26 protein-coding genes are annotated in these 20,063 nt (G+C 35.7%); 9 read left to right on the top strand and 17 right to left on the bottom strand.

Annotation, left to right across the window (positions count from 1 at the left end):
- Nucleotides 1–91 precede the first annotated feature (91 nt).
- Both trxB and KFE94_02000 read left to right on the top strand, forming a co-directional pair.
- Nucleotides 92–1,036, top strand: a complete 945-nt coding sequence (gene trxB / locus KFE94_02005) for a thioredoxin-disulfide reductase (protein ID UTW66912.1) — start codon at nucleotides 92–94, stop codon at nucleotides 1,034–1,036.
- Nucleotides 1,037–1,133: 97 nt separating this feature from the next.
- Entirely contained in the window at nucleotides 1,134–1,985 is an 852-nt protein-coding gene (locus tag KFE94_02000) for a hypothetical protein (protein UTW66911.1), read from the top strand.
- Nucleotides 1,986–1,999: 14 nt separating this feature from the next.
- Here KFE94_02000 and KFE94_01995 read toward each other — a convergent pair whose 3' ends face one another.
- The 3 genes from KFE94_01995 to KFE94_01985 form a co-directional block, all read right to left on the bottom strand.
- On the bottom strand, nucleotides 2,000–2,419 hold the full coding sequence (locus KFE94_01995; GenBank protein ID UTW66910.1) for an OsmC family protein: 420 nt from the start codon (nucleotides 2,417–2,419) through the stop codon (nucleotides 2,000–2,002).
- A 246-nt stretch (nucleotides 2,420–2,665) separates the two neighbouring features.
- Nucleotides 2,666–3,259, bottom strand: a complete 594-nt coding sequence (locus KFE94_01990) for an outer membrane beta-barrel protein (GenBank protein ID UTW66909.1) — start codon at nucleotides 3,257–3,259, stop codon at nucleotides 2,666–2,668.
- 1 nt (nucleotide 3,260) lies between these two features.
- Entirely contained in the window at nucleotides 3,261–3,878 is a 618-nt protein-coding gene (locus KFE94_01985) for a DUF4136 domain-containing protein (GenBank protein ID UTW66908.1), read from the bottom strand.
- 216 nt (nucleotides 3,879–4,094) lie between these two features.
- Between KFE94_01985 and htpG the strand changes: the two genes are divergently transcribed.
- Complete coding sequence (htpG, locus tag KFE94_01980) at nucleotides 4,095–5,987, top strand: molecular chaperone HtpG (protein UTW66907.1); 1,893 nt, start codon at nucleotides 4,095–4,097, stop codon at nucleotides 5,985–5,987.
- A gap of 83 nt (nucleotides 5,988–6,070) precedes the next feature.
- Complete coding sequence (locus KFE94_01975) at nucleotides 6,071–6,661, top strand: LemA family protein (GenBank protein UTW66906.1); 591 nt, start codon at nucleotides 6,071–6,073, stop codon at nucleotides 6,659–6,661.
- A gap of 110 nt (nucleotides 6,662–6,771) precedes the next feature.
- Here KFE94_01975 and KFE94_01970 read toward each other — a convergent pair whose 3' ends face one another.
- Nucleotides 6,772–7,353 carry a hypothetical protein gene (locus KFE94_01970; protein UTW66905.1) on the bottom strand — a complete coding sequence of 194 codons (582 nt, stop codon included), beginning with the start codon at nucleotides 7,351–7,353 and terminating at the stop codon, nucleotides 6,772–6,774.
- Nucleotides 7,354–7,621: 268 nt separating this feature from the next.
- On the opposite strand from KFE94_01970, the gene KFE94_01965 reads away from it, so the two are divergent.
- On the top strand, nucleotides 7,622–8,056 hold the full coding sequence (locus KFE94_01965; protein UTW66904.1) for a hypothetical protein: 435 nt from the start codon (nucleotides 7,622–7,624) through the stop codon (nucleotides 8,054–8,056).
- Nucleotides 8,057–8,127: 71 nt separating this feature from the next.
- Here the strand turns inward: KFE94_01965 and KFE94_01960 are convergent, their stop codons facing one another.
- Complete coding sequence (locus tag KFE94_01960) at nucleotides 8,128–8,931, bottom strand: alpha/beta hydrolase (GenBank protein UTW66903.1); 804 nt, start codon at nucleotides 8,929–8,931, stop codon at nucleotides 8,128–8,130.
- Between the two features lie 70 nt (nucleotides 8,932–9,001).
- The gene (locus KFE94_01955) at nucleotides 9,002–9,190 is read right to left on the bottom strand and encodes a SymE family type I addiction module toxin (protein UTW66902.1); all 189 of its coding nucleotides are present in this window, start codon (nucleotides 9,188–9,190) and stop codon (nucleotides 9,002–9,004) included.
- 94 nt (nucleotides 9,191–9,284) lie between these two features.
- On the opposite strand from KFE94_01955, the gene KFE94_01950 reads away from it, so the two are divergent.
- Nucleotides 9,285–9,500, top strand: coding sequence for a helix-turn-helix transcriptional regulator (locus tag KFE94_01950; protein UTW68193.1), 216 nt, complete (start codon nucleotides 9,285–9,287; stop codon nucleotides 9,498–9,500).
- Here KFE94_01950 and KFE94_01945 read toward each other — a convergent pair.
- Entirely contained in the window at nucleotides 9,497–10,675 is a 1,179-nt protein-coding gene (locus tag KFE94_01945) for a hypothetical protein (protein ID UTW66901.1), read from the bottom strand. The two genes, KFE94_01950 and KFE94_01945, sit on opposite strands and share 4 nt — an antisense overlap.
- A gap of 45 nt (nucleotides 10,676–10,720) precedes the next feature.
- Nucleotides 10,721–12,568 (bottom strand): hypothetical protein, encoded by a 1,848-nt coding sequence (locus KFE94_01940; protein UTW66900.1) that lies wholly within the window; start codon nucleotides 12,566–12,568, stop codon nucleotides 10,721–10,723.
- A gap of 486 nt (nucleotides 12,569–13,054) precedes the next feature.
- Here KFE94_01940 and KFE94_01935 point away from each other — a divergent pair, with 486 nt between their 5' ends.
- Complete coding sequence (locus KFE94_01935; GenBank protein ID UTW66899.1) at nucleotides 13,055–13,618, top strand: hypothetical protein; 564 nt, start codon at nucleotides 13,055–13,057, stop codon at nucleotides 13,616–13,618.
- Nucleotides 13,619–13,700: 82 nt separating this feature from the next.
- On the opposite strand, the gene KFE94_01930 is transcribed toward KFE94_01935, so the two are convergent.
- From KFE94_01930 to KFE94_01905, 6 genes are all read right to left on the bottom strand, one after another.
- Nucleotides 13,701–14,699, bottom strand: a complete 999-nt coding sequence (locus tag KFE94_01930) for a metal-dependent hydrolase (protein UTW66898.1) — start codon at nucleotides 14,697–14,699, stop codon at nucleotides 13,701–13,703.
- 105 nt (nucleotides 14,700–14,804) lie between these two features.
- Nucleotides 14,805–15,290, bottom strand: coding sequence for a hypothetical protein (locus KFE94_01925; GenBank protein ID UTW66897.1), 486 nt, complete (start codon nucleotides 15,288–15,290; stop codon nucleotides 14,805–14,807).
- An 84-nt stretch (nucleotides 15,291–15,374) separates the two neighbouring features.
- Nucleotides 15,375–15,836 (bottom strand): hypothetical protein, encoded by a 462-nt coding sequence (locus tag KFE94_01920; protein UTW66896.1) that lies wholly within the window; start codon nucleotides 15,834–15,836, stop codon nucleotides 15,375–15,377.
- 30 nt (nucleotides 15,837–15,866) lie between these two features.
- Complete coding sequence (locus tag KFE94_01915; GenBank protein UTW66895.1) at nucleotides 15,867–16,379, bottom strand: alpha-ketoglutarate-dependent dioxygenase AlkB; 513 nt, start codon at nucleotides 16,377–16,379, stop codon at nucleotides 15,867–15,869.
- The gene (locus KFE94_01910) at nucleotides 16,376–16,873 is read right to left on the bottom strand and encodes a DinB family protein (protein ID UTW66894.1); all 498 of its coding nucleotides are present in this window, start codon (nucleotides 16,871–16,873) and stop codon (nucleotides 16,376–16,378) included. The genes KFE94_01915 and KFE94_01910 overlap by 4 nt, the downstream gene beginning before the upstream one ends.
- A 10-nt stretch (nucleotides 16,874–16,883) precedes the next feature.
- Nucleotides 16,884–17,255, bottom strand: a complete 372-nt coding sequence (locus KFE94_01905; GenBank protein ID UTW66893.1) for a hypothetical protein — start codon at nucleotides 17,253–17,255, stop codon at nucleotides 16,884–16,886.
- Between the two features lie 217 nt (nucleotides 17,256–17,472).
- Between KFE94_01905 and KFE94_01900 the strand changes: the two genes are divergently transcribed.
- Nucleotides 17,473–17,700, top strand: a complete 228-nt coding sequence (locus tag KFE94_01900) for a hypothetical protein (GenBank protein UTW66892.1) — start codon at nucleotides 17,473–17,475, stop codon at nucleotides 17,698–17,700.
- Between the two features lie 65 nt (nucleotides 17,701–17,765).
- Here the strand turns inward: KFE94_01900 and KFE94_01895 are convergent, their stop codons facing one another.
- Both KFE94_01895 and KFE94_01890 read right to left on the bottom strand, forming a co-directional pair.
- The gene (locus KFE94_01895) at nucleotides 17,766–18,302 is read right to left on the bottom strand and encodes a hypothetical protein (GenBank protein UTW66891.1); all 537 of its coding nucleotides are present in this window, start codon (nucleotides 18,300–18,302) and stop codon (nucleotides 17,766–17,768) included.
- A gap of 34 nt (nucleotides 18,303–18,336) precedes the next feature.
- A complete protein-coding gene (locus KFE94_01890; GenBank protein ID UTW66890.1) occupies nucleotides 18,337–18,657 on the bottom strand; it encodes a helix-turn-helix transcriptional regulator in 321 nt (106 codons plus the stop codon).
- Between the two features lie 115 nt (nucleotides 18,658–18,772).
- Between KFE94_01890 and KFE94_01885 the strand changes: the two genes are divergently transcribed.
- The gene (locus KFE94_01885) at nucleotides 18,773–19,237 is read left to right on the top strand and encodes an ester cyclase (GenBank protein ID UTW66889.1); all 465 of its coding nucleotides are present in this window, start codon (nucleotides 18,773–18,775) and stop codon (nucleotides 19,235–19,237) included.
- A gap of 47 nt (nucleotides 19,238–19,284) precedes the next feature.
- On the opposite strand, the gene KFE94_01880 is transcribed toward KFE94_01885, so the two are convergent.
- A complete protein-coding gene (locus tag KFE94_01880; GenBank protein ID UTW66888.1) occupies nucleotides 19,285–20,061 on the bottom strand; it encodes a TIGR02757 family protein in 777 nt (258 codons plus the stop codon).
- Between the last annotated feature and the right edge of the window lie 2 nt (nucleotides 20,062–20,063).

Raw genomic sequence — 20,063 nt, 5'->3', positions numbered from 1 at the left:
AGGTTTGTTGCAATTTTGCCTGGTTTCCAATAAGATTTTATTGGGAATGAGAAAAAATTAAATTTGTGAACTTGAAAAAATAAATAATAAGATGTCAGAAGAAATAGAACACTTAAAATGCCTAATTATAGGATCTGGCCCTGCAGGTTATACTGCTGCAATTTATGCTGCCAGAGCGGATATGAGTCCGGTAATGTATACAGGAATGGAGCCTGGAGGACAATTAACTACCACCACAGAAGTAGATAACTTCCCAGGATATCCGAATGGTGTAGATGGAACGGCAATGATGGAAGATCTTAAGAATCAAGCTGTACGTTTTGAAACGGATGTGAGATTTGGTAGAGTAACTTCTGTTGATTTTTCAAGTAAGCCACATAAAGTGGTAGTAGATGAGAAAAAACACATCACTGCGGATACTGTAATTATTTCAACTGGTGCTTCTGCAAAGTGGTTAGGTTTAGAAAGTGAGCAAAGAATCAGAAAGAGTGGAGGTGGAGTTTCCGCCTGTGCAACTTGTGATGGATTCTTCTATAGAGGAAAAGACGTGGTGATTGTAGGTGCGGGTGATTCTGCGGCTGAGGAAGCAACGTATTTAGCGAAGCTATGTAACAAAGTATACATGTTGGTTCGTAAAGACAAAATGCGTGCGTCTAAAGCAATGCAACACCGTGTAAATGCTACAGAAAATCTTGAAGTATTATACAATACTGAAACGGTTGAGGTTTTGGGACAAGATGTTGTGGAAGGTGTAAGAGCTAAAAACAATGTGACCGGTGAAGAACAGGATATTAAAGTAGACGGATTCTTTGTGGCTATCGGACACAAGCCAAATACGGATATCTTTAAAGAGTTTATCGATGTGGATGAGGTGGGTTACATTAAAAATGTACCAGGAACTTCAAAAACTAATGTTGAAGGTGTATTTGTTGCAGGTGATGCAGCGGATAATACTTACCGTCAAGCGATTACAGCAGCGGGTAGTGGATGTATGGCTGCTTTGGATGCTGAAAGATATCTTGCTGCGATGGAATAATAGTTTAACTATTTGACCAAATAGTCAAAATTTGTGATAAGAGAAGGAGACATATGTCTCCTTTTTTTTATTTTAGTCGCAACAAATTGCACACTTTTTGAATTTATTCATACTATCATTAATTACCTTTCTTATTCCGGTGGGCGTCATTGCCATTGGGCTGTTGGATATTTATTCCAATAGAAATAAAGGAATCTCGAGAACGATATTCGGTGCATTTTTATTTTCAGTTTTAAGCTTCTTTTTATTCAACCTGATGACCGAGGTGGAAATGGGTGAAACACAAATTGTAGGTTTTGTGTTATTGATGCCGTTTTCCATGTTGGCCGGACCTTTATTGTTGATGTATCAGAAATCTTTAATGGGCATGAAGCACAAACTTTTGGGACATCAGAAGATTGCTTTAAACTTTGTGCCGGCCATTTATAGTGTGCTGATTCTGGTGGTAGGTTTGTCTATTTTTTCGATCAAAGACGTAAATGATATTCTTACCCTGCAAAAATTAGAGTCAGGAGTCACCAGTAAAAAAATTGCCAGATACGTTTTGGTTTCAGCGCATGTATTGTGGTACTTACAGCTTTTTTGGTATACCAAAAAGATTCGATTGGTATATGACAAGCAAAAACGCAAATACGGTAAGTTTTATGCACAGTATGAGGAGCGAAATGAAAAACTGATGATGCGCGAAGTGGTCATCCTGATGATGGTTGGTTTTTACGATTTGATGTTCTGGGTAGTGCGTGTCAGAAATCCGTATTTGATGATTTTGGTAAATGTCATTTTCGGAATCATATTGGCCTATCTGATCATTGCCGGAAGAGAGCAGATCGATATTAAACGCTATCGCATGTATAAATTAGACTCACACAAGCATGAGTTAAAAGATGCGTTTTCAAATGGTGATGGTGGTGCTGCGAGAAGAAAAAAACGCCTTAAACAAATGGTTTAAGACGTTTTGCAAGATTAGTCTTCGTGATATACAATCTCATAGTCAATTTTAGCTGCTTTCTCTAACATAGCAGTAACTCCACAGTATCTTTCCTGAGAATACACCACAGCTTTTTCAACTTTATCGCGGTTTAAATCTTTTCCCCAGATGTTATAGATCAACTTAATGTGATCGTAATATTTTGGATGCTCATCGGTTAAAGAACCATTGGCGGTCACCTGCAAGTCTTTAAAATCTACGCGCATTTTTTTAAGTAGTGAGATCACATCCAAAGAAGTACAGCCGATCAAAGAAGCTAAGATAAGAGGTTTAGGTCTTGGGCCCTGATCATTCCCTCCAAAGCTCTCATCCGCATCCAAAATCATTTCATGACCATTTACCTCACCTTTAAGAGACATGCCACCATTATATCCAAAAGAAACTTCGTGATTCATATGTTCTATTTTTAATTATTGCTGCACAAATGTAACAGGAAATGATCTGAAGTTAAGTGACATTTATCCAGTAAAAACCATCTAATTGACCTTTTGGTCAGATGCTGAACAAATCGCCCGAAGTTTATTGAAATATCCGGTCCGCGCAGAATAAAGAATTTAGATGTCAACCGCTTTCAATCGGGTAAAATGATGCGCATAAAAAAAGCGGCATGAAGCCGCTTTAATATGATTTAACGTTGGAGATTAATAGAAATAACTAAACCCAACATTAATGTTTAAGAAATTGTGACTTTGGTGTCCTCCAGCTGGAAGCACGTAGTGGTATTTAGTATTCACAAAGAAATCTGCACTACCTCCTGTAGGGAAGATCACACCTGCTTCAGGATAGAACCCAAAGTTCCAGGTATCTTGATTATACGCAAAACCACTGATATCAAATCTTTGTAATACTCTGTATAAACCAGCTCCCGCACCTACAAAAGGAATGACTTTACCTTCAGGGTTGAAAAAATAATTACCTGTTAAAGTCATTGGGAAATAGTTTAAGTAACGCAATTGTGTTCCGGATAAAGTCATATTTCTTTCCGGAATCTCAAGTGTTGCTTTGTTGATTTTTTGACTCAATATCTGCCATGAAATATTCAATCCAACAGATACATTGTCCGACATCATTTTCTTCCATTCAAGGCCCATCGCTCCCCAGCTATACTTGTCGATGAAATCTTTAGTTTCACCCATAGGTGCTGCCATGTTATACGTAATCGCGAAGAAATTGTCCTGAGCGAATAAACCGGTAGATAATACGCTCGCTAGTATAAATAGTTTAAACTTTTTCATCTTATTTTTTATTTAAGTAAGCAGATTGAGTAAATGCCTGATTCACGGAATATTCAATTCTGCTCAGGTTATTGTTATTCGAAGAAGACACTAAACCATTTAGTCCTCCGGTCCAGATCACCTGGGCAGGCTTGTCAGAATAATCATAGTTTTTCACGTCCATCATAGACATCAATACTGTACCTGTTGTGTACGAGTAGTATGAAACACCCCATCCAGGATATCCCCACCATGGGTTCCATCCCCATCCAGGATAACCCCATCCCGGGTAATATGAAGCACCTACAATTTTATTGGTCCAAACAGCTGCTTCTAAATACACATCAGGAGTGTCACCTTGTGCAACTTCCACCCATCCGTAGTTCATCATATTTTGTCTGATTCCGCTGATAATAATATCCGCTTCTTCTTTTGGGTAATCTGGTTTTTCTTCAGTGGTATCGTAAACGATCACTACAGAATCATACAGGTGATAGGTTTTGTAGTCATCAAAATTCACATTGTCGGCAAATCGGGTCCCTACTAAATCAAAATCTTCAATCGTTCTATCTTTCTCAGGATAACAGGAAGCAATGACTCCAGCTATAAAAAGAAAAGACATCCATTTTGTTAGTTTCATAATTTTCGTAATTAATTAGTTTTTCTGTTGCGCGAATTTAACAAATTTTAAAGCACAGGCAATGTACTGCGTCAGATCAATAGTTGTCAGAATTGCAGTTTTAATGTCATTAAAACCTCGTGTTAAAAAGCGATTTTTGAAATATCGCGACACCCTGTCAGCATTTACGGTTTGGTATATCAATTGAAAAGGGCGCCATCATATAAAATTACTAAAATGGCGAAAGGAAAAATAAAAGTAGAATCGGGAAACATATTTCCTGTAATAAAGAAGTTTTTATATTCTGATCACGAGATATTTTTACGTGAATTGGTTTCAAATGCAATTGATGCTTCATTAAAATTAAAAGCATTAAAACAAGCAGGCGAATTTTCAGGTGATGTTGATGACCTTAGAGTTGAAGTGAAGATTGATAACGATGCCAAAACATTAACCATTTCGGATAATGGTATCGGGATGACGGAAGAGGAGACCAAGAAGTACTTAAACCAAATGGCTTTTTCCGGTGCGGAAGAATTCTTAGAAAAATACGAGAAAGAAGGTAAAGAAGCGGGAATTATTGGTCACTTCGGATTGGGTTTCTATTCTGCGTTTATGGTGGCTAAAGAAGTAGAGGTAAACACCAAATCATATAAAGATGCGGATGCGGTACAATGGACTTGTAATGGAGATCCGGAGTACAACATGAAAAAGATCACGAAAGAAAATCGTGGTACGGATATCGTTTTACACCTGGATGATGATTCTTTAGAGTTTTTGGAAGAAAGCAGAATTGGCGGCATCTTAAACAAATACTGTAAATTCTTGCCAATTGAAATCAAATTCGGAACAAAGAGTGAGTCTTATGACGATCCAAGTGGTGAGAAAGATGAAAACGGTAATGTAAAACAATTACAAAGACAAGTAGATAACATCATCAACAACCCAACTCCGGCATGGACGAAGAAGCCTGCTGATTTGGAAGCGGATGATTACAAGAATTTCTACAGAGAGTTGTATCCGGCTACATTTGAAGAGCCGTTGTTCCACATTCACTTAAACGTGGATTACCCGTTCAATTTGACAGGAATTTTATACTTCCCGAAATTGAGCAATAATATTCAGGTACAGAAAAACAAGATCAGCTTGTATTCGAATCAGGTGTTTATTACCGATAACGTGGAAAACATCGTTCCTGAGTTCTTAACGATCTTACACGGGGTGATTGATTCTCCGGACATTCCATTAAACGTTTCTCGTTCTTACTTACAAGAGGACAAGCAGGTGAAACAAATTTCATCTCATATCTCTAAAAAAGTTGCCGACAAATTGGCTTCTATGTTTAAGAAAGACCGCGCTGATTTTGAGTCTAAATGGGACGACATCAAAGTATTTATGGAGTATGGTGCGTTAACGGATGAAAAATTCTTTGATAGAATTAAAAAATCATTGTTGTTAAAGAGCACAGACAATACATATGCGACATTAGCTGAGTACGAAGAGAAAATCAAGGAAAACCAAACGGATAAGGATAACAAATTGGTGTACTTGTATTCTGATAATGCCGAAGAACAACACGTATTTGTAGAAAGTGCAAAAAACAAAGGCTATGATGTATTGGTATTTGATACGCCATTAACTCCGCATTATGTACAGTTCCTGGAAACAAAATTGGAGAATGCTTCATTTGTGCGTGTTGATTCGGATACGATCGATAAATTGATCAAGAAAGATGAGGAAGTGGCATCTAACTTATCTGAAGATCAGGAGAAAGAATTGAAAGAAGTGGTAGAGCAATTGGTAGACAAACAATCTTATACCGTTCAATTCGAAGCGCTGACTGAAAATGATGCGCCTGTGATTATTACACAGCCAGAGTTTATGCGTAGAATGAAAGATCAACAAGCCATGGGTGGCGGTATGATGGGAATGAGCAATTTCCCGGATATGTATAATTTAGTAGTGAATGCCAATCACCCGTTAACCAGTAAGATTTTGGTAGAAGTAGATGCAGATAAAAAATCAAGTTTGGCACAACAAGCTATTGATTTGGCATTGCTTTCTCAAAACTTATTAAAAGGTGAAAAATTAAGCGCTTTCTTAAAACGAAGTGTTGAATTGATTGACTAATAAAGCTTAAAAGAGGAGGCTTTCAGATTTGAAAGCCTCTTTTTTTGCCTACTTTTATCGATAACTTAATTAAATCAGAAAATATGAGAAATTTATTAATAGGAATTGCGGCTATAGTGGTCTTGGGACTCATTGGATTTTCATGGTTTACCGGAAAATATGATACGATGGTAGCTATGGAAGAAGAAGTAAATGCTTCGTGGGCAAATGTGGAAGCGCAATACCAACGAAGAGCCGATTTGATTCCCAATTTGGTGAGTACGGTCAAAGGATATGCTGCGCACGAAAAAGAAGCTTTAACTGCGGTAATTGAGGCAAGGGCCAAAGCGACTTCGGTAAATATTGACCCGAGTAATATGACTGCACAGGATATTCAAAATTTTAATGGTGCGCAAACCGGATTGGCCAGTGCATTGTCTAAATTGATGGTAGTGGTAGAGAAGTATCCGGATTTAAAAGCCAATCAAAACTTCTTACAGTTACAGGCACAATTGGAAGGTACTGAAAATAGAATCAGTGTGGCCAGAACCAGATATAATGATACATCTAAGGAATACAATAGATATATCAAAGGATTTATAAACAAGTTTATAGCTTCAAGTAACGGCTTTGAAGAGAAACCATATTTCGAAGCCAAAGAAGGTACAGATGTAGCCCCTGAAGTGAAGTTTTAAGGAAAACATATCATTAGTGATGTAAAGTCGGGAGTAATCTTCCGGCTTTTTTAATGAATTACATATCGATTAAAGATGTTAACCCTTAATCTGGCATTGGTTTAATAGACTTATTTTCCATATATCTGAACACAAACCCTCATTTTGGTGTACCTATAGTTTTCGTCAATGCAATCAAATAAATCCGAATATTCAGGGTATTCTTTTCTAAATTTTTTGACTTGCTTTTTAGCATAACCTGTGATAGTCCAAACACCTGGCATAGGTATTATCGGAGTATTAATACCTTTTGATAGAAAACAGTAGTATCCTACATATAACTCTGCTGATTTCGAGTTTGTTGCTAACATTTCTAAATGTGCAACACCATTTTCGTAATAAATAATGCTTCCATTGTTTATAACTCTTACTGGTTGAGCATCCTTTTTATAAATACGAAATAGTTCGGTATTGTATGTAAAACCCCATATATCTGCACATTTAACTTTGGTTTTGACCCCATTTTTATACAAATAAAGTTTCACTTTGCCCAAGGAATGAATATATCCATCATACTTGTCATACTTTTCTCCAATCTTATTCTGATAATCTTCATAAGTTTTATAAACAGTGATCACGGTATTTGCTGATACTGTAAAGATTGAGAGTGCAAAGAATAAGGTTATAGAAATTAAAAGTTTAAATTTTTCCATCGTAATATGTTTCAGGTTTGTTATAGAATTAAATGAAGATTTCTAAATCTTCGGTTATTAAAAGAGGCGAATGTATATAATATATCATGATTGCCGATATAAATATGGAGCGTATTTTTCCCGATCAGGATAAATTATTCCATATTCTGGAAAATTGCAAGAGGTTGACTTTGTGTAAAATGTTGATTTTTAGCGTTTAATAAAATGGGAGTTGCGTTTGATAGTATGATTCACCATATGAGTTAGTTACACATCAAAATCAAATGCTATGAAAAAGATCACGCTATGGATGTTGTTTGTACTAGGTATAGCAACTTCTGCACTTTCCAACGAACCACTTACTATTGACGGAACCTATATGACCACCGGTTCTTTTGAATATAGTTATACATCTGATAAATGGGTAGAGCGAGAGTCGGCTTCACAGCTCATTGAGATTTCTATTTTAAATGGCACTTTAAAATTGGGTGAGCAAATCTTTACCATCGAAAAAATGAAAGTAAAAACCAATAAGAAATCAGGTTATGTCAATTACGAATTTAAGTTGAAAAATGTCAACGGAGAATGGGCGGATGCTTCATTGATTGTAAGCCAAAACCAATCTGCCGGAAATACGAAACCTTCTGAATTTTATATCTTTAGTTCGGGTGGGGAAATTTCTTATGATATTCAACCATACAATTACGAACAAACTTCATTGTAGCCAGGTTTAGGGACAACCTCAAAGCGGAGTTGGCGCAGTATCCATGCTGCGTTGACTGGCTTTGTGGTTTGTTACATCTTATTTACAAATTCATTGATCTCTCCCCAAAATAATTCTGAGTCAACATCTTGTAAATTGTTATGGTTTCCTTTTTCAATGGTGATTAATTTTTTGTCTCCGGAATACGCTTTGAAAAGCGCTTCTCCCATGTCATATGGGATGACTTCATCATCGGTTCCGTGAATGATGAGAATAGGAGATTCTAGATGATCAATTTTACCAATAGAATTAAAAGAATCTCCTGCCACTGAAGTTAAAGAATTCATTCCCATAGCTGCAGCCATTTCTTTTCCTGAGGTCAGTGGAGTAATGAGTATTACTCCTTTAAAACTTCTTTTTTGAGCAGTGTTTACTGCAACGGTAGTTCCTAAAGATCTACCCAATATGGTGATTTCACCTTCCGAATATCCCAAACTATCTTTTGCAAAATTTACCGCGGCTTGTCCATCCATATAGATTCCTTCTTCACTGGGTTTGCCTGAACTTTTGCCATAGCCTCTGTAGCCAATCAACAGTACATTTTGGTTCATTTCATAGAGTTGCTGCGCATAGCCAAATCGGCCATAAAGATTTCCCGCATTTCCATGAAAATAGATCACCAATGGATGGTTGGAACGATCAGGGTGATTAAAATAAAAAGCCTGGATACGTTCTTGATCTGATGTTACTATTTTCTTTTCGGAGATGTATTCCGGAATATTTTCTTTTGGGATTTCACTTTTTGTATCCGGGAAAAAGGTCATCTTATTGCGTATACCTGAACACCCTAGTAGGATAAACAGTTGGAATAGAATGACTACTTTAATATATCTCATGGTTAAATCTTAATACATTATTAATTATGTGAGTGCGATGTACAGACTCGTTAACCCTAAAAATAGAGATTTATTGCGATTCTTTAAGAAGTGTGATGGTTAGTTTTTGGGGTTGTTGTTCTATTTGTATCTGGTCTCCTTCATTAAATCCTAATTTTTCTAACCACCGACCTTCCAATCTGATTTCAGGGACGGTGGTGGTATATGACCCTTTATAGCGAAATCTCCGCTGGATTTTTAATTGTCTAAATCTATTCATTTGTCATATAAGTATACGACAAAGCTATTAAAATAAATTGGTTTGTCAAACTAAAATATGACAAAATTGTCGTATAATAAGATGACATTTGGATGTGACTAAAGAGCAACTCAAAAAGAAAATCGGTCAGCGTATCGTAGAACTTAGAACCCAAAAGGGGTGGAGTCAGTCTGATCTAGCCCGTGCTTGCAATAAAGACCGACAAGCCCTCGAAAAGTTAGAAAACGGTAAAGTTAATCCTACACTATATTCTCTATTGGAAATCTCTATAGCATTGGAAGTGAACCTAAAGAAGTTGGTGGATTTTTAGGGTTTAAAAATCGTTTCTGGATATAAATTAAAAAAGAAAGGATCATCTGCATTATCGCGTAGATGATAATCACAAGTATAACATTTAATCCATTGAATATTTTTTTTTTGACCTTGGTTAAAAATATCGTCTATTTTTTCATTGTAAAGAACCAAAGAGTTTTCTCCACAGCAAGGACAATTTTTGATGTCTTTTGCGTGTTCATGTTTTTTCTTTTCAATTTGAGCAAATCTCTTACCTCTACCAATTGGGTCTTTATAATTGTATTCGTATCCTGCTTGGTAATTTTTTCTGACGAAAAGATTCATATTAAGATTAGCTCTCCCAAGTTCTTTCAAGTGCCCTATGCGAAGTAATAACTGAAATATTTGATTGTCCTTCGGTTTGTTTTGTAGATCACTAAATTCAAAGTGTACTGAGCATAGTTCTTTTAAAATATCAATTTCAGTTACTGTTGTTAGATAATACATGGATTTACCAAGTCTTTTGTGATCCGTGTTAATAATATCTTTAATAATTGGAGCAAACCGTTGCGTTACAATATAGTCAAGTAGCCATAATGACGGTAATCTGTTCCCATTGTGAAGTATTCTGTCTCTATACCAATTAAGTAGTTTTAAAGAAGCCTTGTTATTGGTAGACACAAGAAAAGAATACTGTTTAAGCATTAAGGTAAATTTAGGGATAATCAAATTACTTTTACCTTCATTCTTAACCAGCTCGGCAAGACCAAAAAATCTGTTTATAGTTTCCCTAAATGGAATCGTAAGAGGTTTACCACCTATTTCTTTTAGTTTAAATTTATTACATTCAATTCTATTGATTAAAGTTGATATATTTTTATTATTATCTTTTACTTGGTATATCAGATTGCTATCAACTTGTTTTAATAAATCCTTTAGAAATAATTCAAAGTATCGCTCAAATCCAATTATAGCCAAAACGGTATTATCCTCATCTAATAATTGTCTTTTCAGAATTTCTATATTTCTATTGTTTAGACCTCGAGCGTAGTAATCATATGATGCATTTTGGGTATGGAATGTGTTAAAATAAGCTGTAAACGCATGCTTTAAAGAATCATAATAGAAGGGAGGTGTTCTTTCGAAATCAGAGTGGTTATCTATTCGAACTTCATACTGTTCTGAAAGGTTTCTCAGTTGTTCAAAATCCATTTGATTGCCTTAGAATTAAGGTTAATGTTTGCGATTAGCTTAATATTATTTTTTACTCAAAGCCTTTAGGATACGCTCTTCGTTAATCACTATATCACGAAATAGAACATGAGGGAATTCTTTATACTTTGATGTTTTAAATGCTTCTGAAATATTATATAGAGTAGATGCTGTAATGAGAGATAAATTCATTTCAGTATCCATTTCACAGTCAGTTATAAAATCATCACTAAACTCTGGGGCAACTAATAAGATTTTTACAATTCTTAAATCGTTTTTCAGAGCCAAATTTTGATAGGATTTTAGTTGACGAGATACTGAACTGAATTTATTATATCCTCTTTCTTTACTGGTTTTACATTCGACTATGATAATCTCATTACTTCCGAGATTCAAAAGAATATCCATAATATCCTTTTTGGTATTGAGTTTTTTTCTAAAAACTTCATCGACATTAAATCCTAAATCATTAAATATCACTTTCGTTAATTCTTCAAACTTAGTTCCAAGTTCACTTTCTTTTACTGTAATTCCATTTTCCTTTAATTGATTCAGATTTCTGTAAGCTACATTTTCGTAATTCTCCAAATAAAGATTTTCAACATCTTTATAATGTTCAAGAACGTTTAATATATCGTTACCTCTTTGCTTTATTCCGTTATCCTTTATGAATTTAGTTAAATCTGGTTTTATAATTAAATCAAGAACATCTCTAGGCTTAATGTTATAGTCCAATAGATAATCAGCTTTAAGAACAAATTCATCCTGAAGTTCAAATTGTTTTTTTATTTGAACGTTTAACTTAGGTAAGGTTAAGTTTAATTCGGCAAGTAATTTGTCAAAACCATCTAATGATATTCCCACTTTTTCGTCTCGTTCAATGTCGTCAAAATACTGGATTAGGCTTTTTATTTTATCATCTAATGTACTTCCTTTTAGGTTTTTTATACTTAGACTCTTTTCACAAAGTTCGTTTAGAATTTTCTTCTTTTCAGTTAATGTGCTCCCAGGTTTATATATGTCATCTAAAAGAAGATTTGTGAACGAAATTCCCTCTTTTATTATTTCTTCAATTTTTTGAGAATACGAGAGCTTTCGATCTATGTTATGTTTTCTTGCAATTTGATTGATAATAGGTTCTCTTAAAAGTTTGAGAGTTCTACGATAAAACTTTTCTGCCACTTCTTTTTCTCTTATTTTACGTAACATTCTAACCATTTCGTCAGCTACGTAAACAGTATTTTCTTTATTTGAGTAGAAGATTACACCAATGTTTTTAAGCCCTTTAATGACATCTTGAATATCAATCTTCTTTATTGGTAAAATCGAGTAGTTTACCAATTTTACTTCTTCCTGAGATAGACCTAGTTGTTTTGAAAGAGTAAGTATAATTGAAAGTTCATCTGATGATATTTTTGCATCTCTATTATTTTCGATATCGTTGTTATAAGCTGTATTTAGGCAGGCTTTATAAATTTTGTAATCTCTTTTACGAGACTCACTTAACTCCGATTTTTCATTTTCAAAATCAGCATTTAATAGTTTGGTTTTCTTTTTCAGGTTTTTTATTTCGTTTTCATAGAGTCTTGAAAACCAATCTTGTTTCATAATACTGTTTCCGTCACGGATTATGATATCAATTAAAATATCTAATTGAGAGGATATTTCCTGGAATTCGCATCGTATATGATCTTGAAATTCATTTTCAATAAGTGAAAATACATTTGCAATATTTTGATTATCCACAGATTTTAAGCCTTTATCTGAAGAACTTAAAATATCCTGTATTTGTTTAATGTTTTTAGGTTCTTTGGATATGATATTGTCAATTATTTTGATAAAGGAGTTTTTTTCAATGGACCCAAGTTTATCTAAGATTTTTTCTAATTTCATAAAATGAAGGTTTATTTCTATCCAAGTTTATATCCATTTAAAAAGGACCATGGATGGTTTTTTAAGCAAAATAGTTCGTATAAAACCCAGTAAAACTAGAACTTCCAAACTTTTTAAAAAATGTGGTAAATACGTATTTTACTGATGTGGTTTATACGTATAATAATCTTATCAAGTGTTGGTTTTTAGGGTGTAATAAAAACACATCAGACACAAGAAAACATGAGGAGTCATCTATGCACCGCATATTTTAAGAAGGGGAGCAGATGAGGATAATGATTTAGTTTTTAATAAAAGTACCCGTATAGTGTTTTTTACCATCAAACAATTGATACATATTGTCCATAAGTTAAAAAGTCATTTATGAAATCAGATGTGGGGTTTATGAAATAAACTGCCGTGGTTATGAAATGATTAACGTACTGTTTGTGGTAATCATCTAGATTTATAGTGATATAACTATTTAACTACTAAAATGAAAAAAAGATGAACTCAAAAACGAAACCTGTAAAATTTGGATTAATAGTGACCGGTGTACTTTCATTAGTTATGCTGTATACCAGTTGTAGCAAAGATGAAACGATCACCAATTCGGAGTCTCATAAAAATATATTATTAAATGAAGAAGTTGTTTCTGTAGATCCGGCAACTCAGATTCCTTATGGGCCTGAGAATCAAAATCAGGTGTATTATGGTCTTAAATTGGATGGTGATACAGGTACATGTCCATATGGTCCGGGTTTTTGTCCCGATTATGATTCTCCATTGACCACCGGGGATTATGTATTAGGAACAGATGCTAGTGGTTCTATTTCATTAAATGCAAGTAATAATACATTAACACTAAATATTGGTCAAATTCGGGAGGGTTGGTTTGATGAAGGTGGATATATTGATGGTACATTTACAGCACCTGAATTAGAATTGGGTGAAGAAATTGCAGAATTACTTGGGGTGAACTCTATAATTTTGATAGAGGGTGTATACGATATGATTGAGGACGAAGCCACCGGTGGTTACAAAGTAACTGTTGATGTGATTATAGAATAGTTGACGCGTATAGAGCGCATTTGTTATTCTTCAAACGTTTGATAGACCCAATAAATATTGTTCTTTTTTTCTATGATGATCATTAATTCCCCTGTATACGCGTCCACAATTCTTGTAAGAGTTTCTTCCCATCACGAGGCGATTTCTCTACTTCGGTTAATTCCACTTCACCATGATCGGTGGGAGTGATGGCATATTTAAATACAAAGTTTTGGGCATTGGAGTCCATGCCCAGCATCCCGAAGCGCAGATCGTTAAAGTAAAGTGTATCGTTTTCCTGAGTAATAATATACCAGCCTTTCGAGATGTGAATCATCCGTTGAATGCGTTCATTTTGGGCTAATTGGCCGAGTAAATGATGATTTTTAGGATAGGATCTGAATTGAATAGGCTGTGTATCAAAAAAGGAATAATCGGCCAGTAGATACGCATCTTTGGTATCTACATTGGCACTCCACAAAATGGTATTGAGCGGAGCGGGTCGGGTGTCCAATTGACTGTATTGGATTTGTTGTTCTTCCAGTGCTGCTTCAAACTGAGAAGTAGCTATAAATTTAAGCAGGAAAGTCAACGCCAAATAGCTGGAACTGATGATTAATCCCAGGTTATTATAAAACTGTCTTTTGGGGTTGGTACGCTTGCGAATCAGTGCCAAAATCAAAAATGTGAGGAAGGGGAGTGTATACAACGGATCAATCACAAAGATGGTTTTGAATGCCAGGCGTAAATCAAATGGCCAAAAGAGTTGCGTTCCCCAGGTGGTATGGGCATCTAAAATAGGGTGCGTGAAGAACGCCCAGAAAAATAACCAGAACCATCCTTTGAAATCTTTATAGGTTTCGTACCGGGTCACAAGCCAGGCAAAAACAGGCGCAAAGACCACCGAAAAAACTATGGAATGTGTAAACCCCCGATGGAGTTCTAATGCCCGGGTGGTATCTGTAAAATGAGAGGACAACACATCCAGATCAGGAATGGTACCTGCAATGGCTCCATACAGCATGGCCTTGTTGCCGGCTTTCTTTCCCAAAGCCAATTCTCCTACTGCTGCTCCTAAAACTACCTGTGTGAGTGAATCCATGACCGCAAATGTAAAGAGAAGCGTGGAGAGTTTGTTGGATAATTATATTCCTCAAGTTTTAGAGACATTTATGACAGTTAAATTTTTTAACATGAACCAAAACGTTCATTCCTCCAAATGTTGATACACCCATTGCTGTCCTTTACGATCTATAATAATCATCAGGTTATTTTCAAGATATGTGAGATAGCCGTTAAATGCGAGTTCTGTTTCTTTTTGTCGTGTTTTTTTGACAAAGCGGGAATCTGTGAAGTGCAGATATAAATACCAGACGCCATTTAATTTGCTAGGCCAGGAATTTAAGGTGCCAGACCACAACAATAGCGGACATTTCATACAGGATTGTTCAATTTCAAAGCGGTATGCCGAATCAATTTGAATGATTGTAAAGGGTGGTGCATCTGGAGTTTTCCATAATTGCAAAGAGGGTTCATGTGTTATTGAATCATCAGGTGTAACAGTCTGGGTTAATACCCATGTGCCTATTAATTCTTGAGATGGAGTAGCGGGCTCTTTTGGATTTGACGTATTGTTAATCGTTTCTGAATTCTGCCCTATACTCAGACCTTCTATACCGAGGAGAAACAACATAATGATTGAGATCTGTTTAAAGCGCATATCCGTTATTGACATCTTATAATACGTGTGTCGGAAGGTGTTTAGTATGATGGAGGTTTATTTAGATTCCATAAAATAATCTCTAATCTTTTCTAAACGTGTAGCATTTTTAATAAATACCAAGTATTCATGTTCAACCTCTCCGATTTTGAACCGAATGCTATTTTCATATCCGGAATAATTCCGGCTTTCTGAAAATATTCTACCCAAATGGGGTGGTTCATATTGATAGTGATGGAGGTCTGCCGTTAGTTCAGAAACTTGATCCAATCCGACTTTTAATTCAGGTTCATTTTCAAACTGTATGATCACAGTTGAGTGATTGAAAGTGATTTGGCCTCTAGATTTTTTTCGAAAAGTCTGATATAAACTGAACATCACTAATAACCCCATTAGTGGACCAAAAGCAGCAAAGTAAACCCATATGGAAGAAAGCATCAGAATGATGATAATGATCCAGATATATCCGAAGTATTTGGGATCTTTCTTTACGATTTCAAGTGTGATGCTTTTATTCATAGTAATTGATCATCTGTGTTTCAAAATAGACTATACCATCTTTCTAAAAGTCAAACTCATTCGTCCAAAATCTGTTGGAGATTTGGGAATGGCATGTTGCCAATGATTCTGAACTTCTTGGGTCATATAGATGAGTGAACCGGAAGGAAGGGTAAAATCATGAATCAGTTCTTTGTCTTTTATATTTCTAAATCGAAGCGTTCGGGTAGCTCCTAAAGAAACGATAACAACCCCGGTATTTTCTGAAAGAATATCTGTTTGATCGGAATGAAATCCCATTTTGGATTTCCCATCGAGGTAATAATTAATCAGACAGTTATTTGGTCTAAAATGTAGCGTTTGTTCTATCAATGAAATGACAGTTTCCAGCTCGTTTGGGAATTCTTTGTAAGGATAGCTGATCTGAGAATAATTATACGCATTTCCAAAACTTGCGGTCTTTCTGGAATACATTCTTTCATCCCAATCTACATGAGATTTTAGGAATTCAAATAATTCCAAATGTGTATCTATAAAGTTTTCTATATAGGTGATCCCTTTCATGTTGTTTTCATTTGAAGCTTAAACTTCTCAATTTGTCTTCTATGTCGGAGCACATGAACAATAGCGTGTTGCATGAGCTGTTCCACATCGTAAGATTGACCCCAACGTACTTTGATTTTTTTGTCGAAATCATACTCGGTTAATTTGACTTGAGGATGATCCAAAAACAACTGTTCGGTATAATGAAACATGCGATCCAACGCGGTGAGATATTCGCCTAAACTATCCAACAGGATCACGGGTCGGTAATCATCCGGTTTGCCCATCCATTTTCTGATTTCAACCACGTAGGTATAGCCACTTTGCACGATATGCGATAAAATGGTTTGAATGGATTTGCATTCTTCGTTTTGTGTTTCGGCATCTACAATGCGGATCAACTCTTCACGAGTTAAATCAGATATGGTGCGCTTTAATTCGGTTAAAGCCTTTTCGTATTCATCCAGTAAGGCGCCAATAGCTCCGTTTGTTCTAAATTGTGGTTTTGGATTCATTTAAGAGATATTAATGACAAGGATAACCCACTTCAATATGAGTCAGTTTTTGATTTTCAAATGTAAAGCGTATTCCGCAATAGGGACGGTTGGATTCCGGACATGGCAATAGAATGTTTTGGATCATGAGGTACTGAAGGTTATTGTTATTCCATGTGTTAAATGGAACCAGGTTCATTTTTTTGATCTTCTTTTTAAAGGTGGAGTAGGACATTCCTTTTTCAAACGTATTCAGACAATAATTCAATTCATTGAGTTCGCAGTTGTAAGTATCCTCATACCTCTGTTTGTTGTTGGATCGATATTTATCCACCATCCAAAACAGATTGGAGCCTATTAAGGCTAATACCAAAAGAGTGATAATGTGTTTGCTGTTTTTCATTGGAAGTTATATATCATCATTTGATTACGAGTTAGATTTTATCCGATGGTTATTTTGTAACTCCCTTATGACGTTGTCACACAGTTCGTTTTCTTGTTTTCTGTAAATAAACCAGAACCAAAATAAAAACAGCGGAAAAATTAGCAAATTCACCCATATTGGAAAGGTTTCATTTCCAAATATTTGAATTAAAATAACAGCAAACCAAAAAAAGCAAATGAGGATTAATTCTATTCTAAGTTCAGTGGTGAACTCTATTGTGGTTTTGGTATCTGATGTGGATTTGATTTCTCCATATACTTTGATTCCTTCAACTATTCCCGGAGTACTCCCAAATATTAAAGTCCCTAAAGAAAACCTGGCCAGGAATTTATATTTCCTGGCGGTTAGTTTTTTTACTCGAAATGATTTGGAATCCATTTTAGAGAATATTTCATTTAATTGATTTGGAGAAGTACTCAAGGAAACCTCTTTTGACAATAGAATTTTATTCATGATTCCACTCATAATTTAATATAACGACTTTAAAAATCCCTGCGCGACCATATCCACAGTCGAATGATGCGTTTTCCATGTATCATACACTTCTAGCGCCCATTGGGTAATTAGCTCTTTACGTTTTGTGGGATCATCCGAAACCGCCAATATATCTGTTGTGGTGATTTGGCCTCTTTGTAAAAGTGGAGGAGGGGTTAAATACTCATTTTGTTTATCCTTTTTGTAGCGATTTAAATGATCACTCAACCGCGGAGAATGGGCATAGGTCCATTTTACTTTGTAGTTAAATATCAGATGCAATCGAGACAAATGAAAATGATTATTCCATCTTCCGTGAATCTCCGGATGTTGTAAAGTATGCGCGTCTACGATCAGGAATCGATAGATGTGATTGGCCGGATTAGAAAAGTCAATATCCTGAAAACCGACATTGAAAATCTCCAGACATTCATGAACACCTCTTTGAGTGTGTGCACCACAAAATTGACATGGTCCATCATCTAAGAGCGTCACACCATTCTTTTTGGCTAAATCGATATAGTCTTGCATACGTATGATAAATGAAACATGATTGGTTTAAACACTAGCATTTTTCTTCTAACAATTCTAAACCAAAACTTTCTATTTGTTCGAGAATGGGTAGAATTCTAATTCCACGTTCAGTTAAAGAGTATTCCACTCGCGGAGGGATTTCAGGATATGCTTTTCTATGAACAATATGGGTTTGTGCCATTTTCTTCAGCTCTTGAATCAACATTTTTTCACTGATTTCCGGAAGAAGCCTTTTCAACTCTCCAAATCGTCTTTTTTCCGTCCCGATTTCATAAATGATCTGGAGGCTCCATTTACCACCAATATATTTTAACGCTTCACCCACCGGACATTTATTTTGAATATTCTCCATGTTGTAAAATGCTGATAAACAATAATTTTTACTTTTTGGTAAGTACTGAACTATTTCGTAAGTACTTGATGAACAGTGGGTAAAGGTATAGTTTTGGCCTCACAAATTCAATATTATGTATAAAACAATTTTATTATTCATTGGAAGTCTGGCATTAATGGCTTTCACAACAAAAAAGAACATGAAAACAAGAAATCAAATTGCAAAATCGTATTACGAGATACTGGATCAGGGAAATGCAGAAAAAATGGAAGATTTATTGGCACCGGGATTAATTGATCATGATGGACATGGAGGCAATGCAGTTGAAGAGATTAAACAGTTGACTTTGGCGTTAAAACAAGGTTTTTCAAATTCTAAACACGAACTTGAAGTTGTAGAACTGATTGGAGATGATAAAGTTTTTGTGAGATGGAGAATGACCGCAAAGCATACCGGAGCGTTTTTTGGTGTACCTGCAACCAACAATATGGTAAACTTTGTTGGACATGATTTACTAAAAGTCGAGGACGGTAAAGTAGTTGAAATTTGGCATGTCGAAGATCTTGCGGGAATGTTTGACCAGCTAAAAGGAGCATAATGAAATTGACCTCTCTTCGTTTCAGACGTGGAGAGGTCTTTAAATTATTATTTGTCTTTGGGTTTTCCAAACCCTTCAAATACTCCTAATCCAAACAAAGCAAAATCGTATTTTACCGGATCGGTCGCATCGTAAGATCGTAGTTGGGTCATCAGCTCATTGAGGGCTTTCCAATCGTTTTGTTTCCGTTTAAGAATACCTAACTGCCGGGATACATTGGCCGTATGCACATCTAGTGGTAAATACAAATGTTGCGGTTGCACCTGATTCCAAATCCCAAAATCTACCCCTTTATCTGCAGAACGCACCATCCAACGTAAATACATATTGATGCGTTTGGCTGCGGAACCTTTTAAAGGATCGGAGACATGTTTGTGGGTACGTGGCAAATGTTCAGCTTTAAAAAATACTTTTTTGAAGTTAGAAATATTGGCTGCCATATCTTCGGTATGGGTGGCGAATACAGATTCCAACCCACCATGATTCCGATAGATATTTTGCAGTGCCGTAAAGAAGCCTTTGAGATCGTCAAAATTGAACGTACGGTGTTTAAAGTTCGCAAAAGCATCCAGATCAGAATCTTCGAAATGAGAAATGAAGTCATAAGGAGCCATGTCCATATGTTCCATCAAAAACCTGGCATTTCGAATGATTGTTTTGCGTTGGCCCCAGGCAATGGATGCCGCCAGAAAACCAGAAATTTCAATGTCCTCTTTTTTTGAGAAGAGATGTGGAATCTGAATGGGATCAGATTCGATAAAATTCAAGGTTTCGTAATATTCGGCTTTTTCATCTAAAAAGCCTTGTAATTCTGATTTCGTCATGG

The sequence above is a fragment of the bacterium SCSIO 12643 genome (assembly GCA_024398135.1).
GTDB lineage: Bacteria > Bacteroidota > Bacteroidia > Flavobacteriales_G > Salibacteraceae > CAJXZP01.
This window is presented reverse-complemented; position numbering and strand designations above follow the sequence as displayed.

Bases quoted from the DNA above. Each gene is read 5' to 3' on its own strand.
- KFE94_01990 (UTW66909.1), bottom strand. From the start codon at position 3,259: ATGAAAAAGTTTAAACTATTTATACTAGCGAGCGTATTATCTACCGGT.
- KFE94_01885 (UTW66889.1), top strand. From the start codon at position 18,773: ATGTATAAAACAATTTTATTATTCATTGGAAGTCTGGCATTAATGGCT.
- KFE94_01895 (UTW66891.1), bottom strand. From the start codon at position 18,302: ATGCAAGACTATATCGATTTAGCCAAAAAGAATGGTGTGACGCTCTTA.
- KFE94_01910 (UTW66894.1), bottom strand. From the start codon at position 16,873: ATGAATCCAAAACCACAATTTAGAACAAACGGAGCTATTGGCGCCTTA.
- KFE94_01945 (UTW66901.1), bottom strand. From the start codon at position 10,675: ATGGATTTTGAACAACTGAGAAACCTTTCAGAACAGTATGAAGTTCGA.
- KFE94_01920 (UTW66896.1), bottom strand. From the start codon at position 15,836: ATGAATAAAAGCATCACACTTGAAATCGTAAAGAAAGATCCCAAATAC.
- KFE94_01930 (UTW66898.1), bottom strand. From the start codon at position 14,699: ATGGATTCACTCACACAGGTAGTTTTAGGAGCAGCAGTAGGAGAATTG.
- KFE94_01915 (UTW66895.1), bottom strand. From the start codon at position 16,379: ATGAAAGGGATCACCTATATAGAAAACTTTATAGATACACATTTGGAA.
- KFE94_01955 (UTW66902.1), bottom strand. From the start codon at position 9,190: ATGAATAGATTTAGACAATTAAAAATCCAGCGGAGATTTCGCTATAAA.
- KFE94_01965 (UTW66904.1), top strand. From the start codon at position 7,622: ATGAAAAAGATCACGCTATGGATGTTGTTTGTACTAGGTATAGCAACT.
- KFE94_01890 (UTW66890.1), bottom strand. From the start codon at position 18,657: ATGGAGAATATTCAAAATAAATGTCCGGTGGGTGAAGCGTTAAAATAT.
- KFE94_01970 (UTW66905.1), bottom strand. From the start codon at position 7,353: ATGGAAAAATTTAAACTTTTAATTTCTATAACCTTATTCTTTGCACTC.
- trxB (UTW66912.1), top strand. From the start codon at position 92: ATGTCAGAAGAAATAGAACACTTAAAATGCCTAATTATAGGATCTGGC.
- KFE94_01960 (UTW66903.1), bottom strand. From the start codon at position 8,931: ATGAGATATATTAAAGTAGTCATTCTATTCCAACTGTTTATCCTACTA.
- KFE94_01900 (UTW66892.1), top strand. From the start codon at position 17,473: ATGAGGATTAATTCTATTCTAAGTTCAGTGGTGAACTCTATTGTGGTT.
- KFE94_01995 (UTW66910.1), bottom strand. From the start codon at position 2,419: ATGAATCACGAAGTTTCTTTTGGATATAATGGTGGCATGTCTCTTAAA.
- KFE94_01905 (UTW66893.1), bottom strand. From the start codon at position 17,255: ATGAAAAACAGCAAACACATTATCACTCTTTTGGTATTAGCCTTAATA.
- KFE94_01880 (UTW66888.1), bottom strand. From the start codon at position 20,061: ATGACGAAATCAGAATTACAAGGCTTTTTAGATGAAAAAGCCGAATAT.
- KFE94_01985 (UTW66908.1), bottom strand. From the start codon at position 3,878: ATGAAACTAACAAAATGGATGTCTTTTCTTTTTATAGCTGGAGTCATT.
- KFE94_01935 (UTW66899.1), top strand. From the start codon at position 13,055: ATGAACTCAAAAACGAAACCTGTAAAATTTGGATTAATAGTGACCGGT.
- KFE94_01940 (UTW66900.1), bottom strand. From the start codon at position 12,568: ATGAAATTAGAAAAAATCTTAGATAAACTTGGGTCCATTGAAAAAAAC.
- htpG (UTW66907.1), top strand. From the start codon at position 4,095: ATGGCGAAAGGAAAAATAAAAGTAGAATCGGGAAACATATTTCCTGTA.
- KFE94_01975 (UTW66906.1), top strand. From the start codon at position 6,071: ATGAGAAATTTATTAATAGGAATTGCGGCTATAGTGGTCTTGGGACTC.
- KFE94_01925 (UTW66897.1), bottom strand. From the start codon at position 15,290: ATGTTGTTTCTCCTCGGTATAGAAGGTCTGAGTATAGGGCAGAATTCA.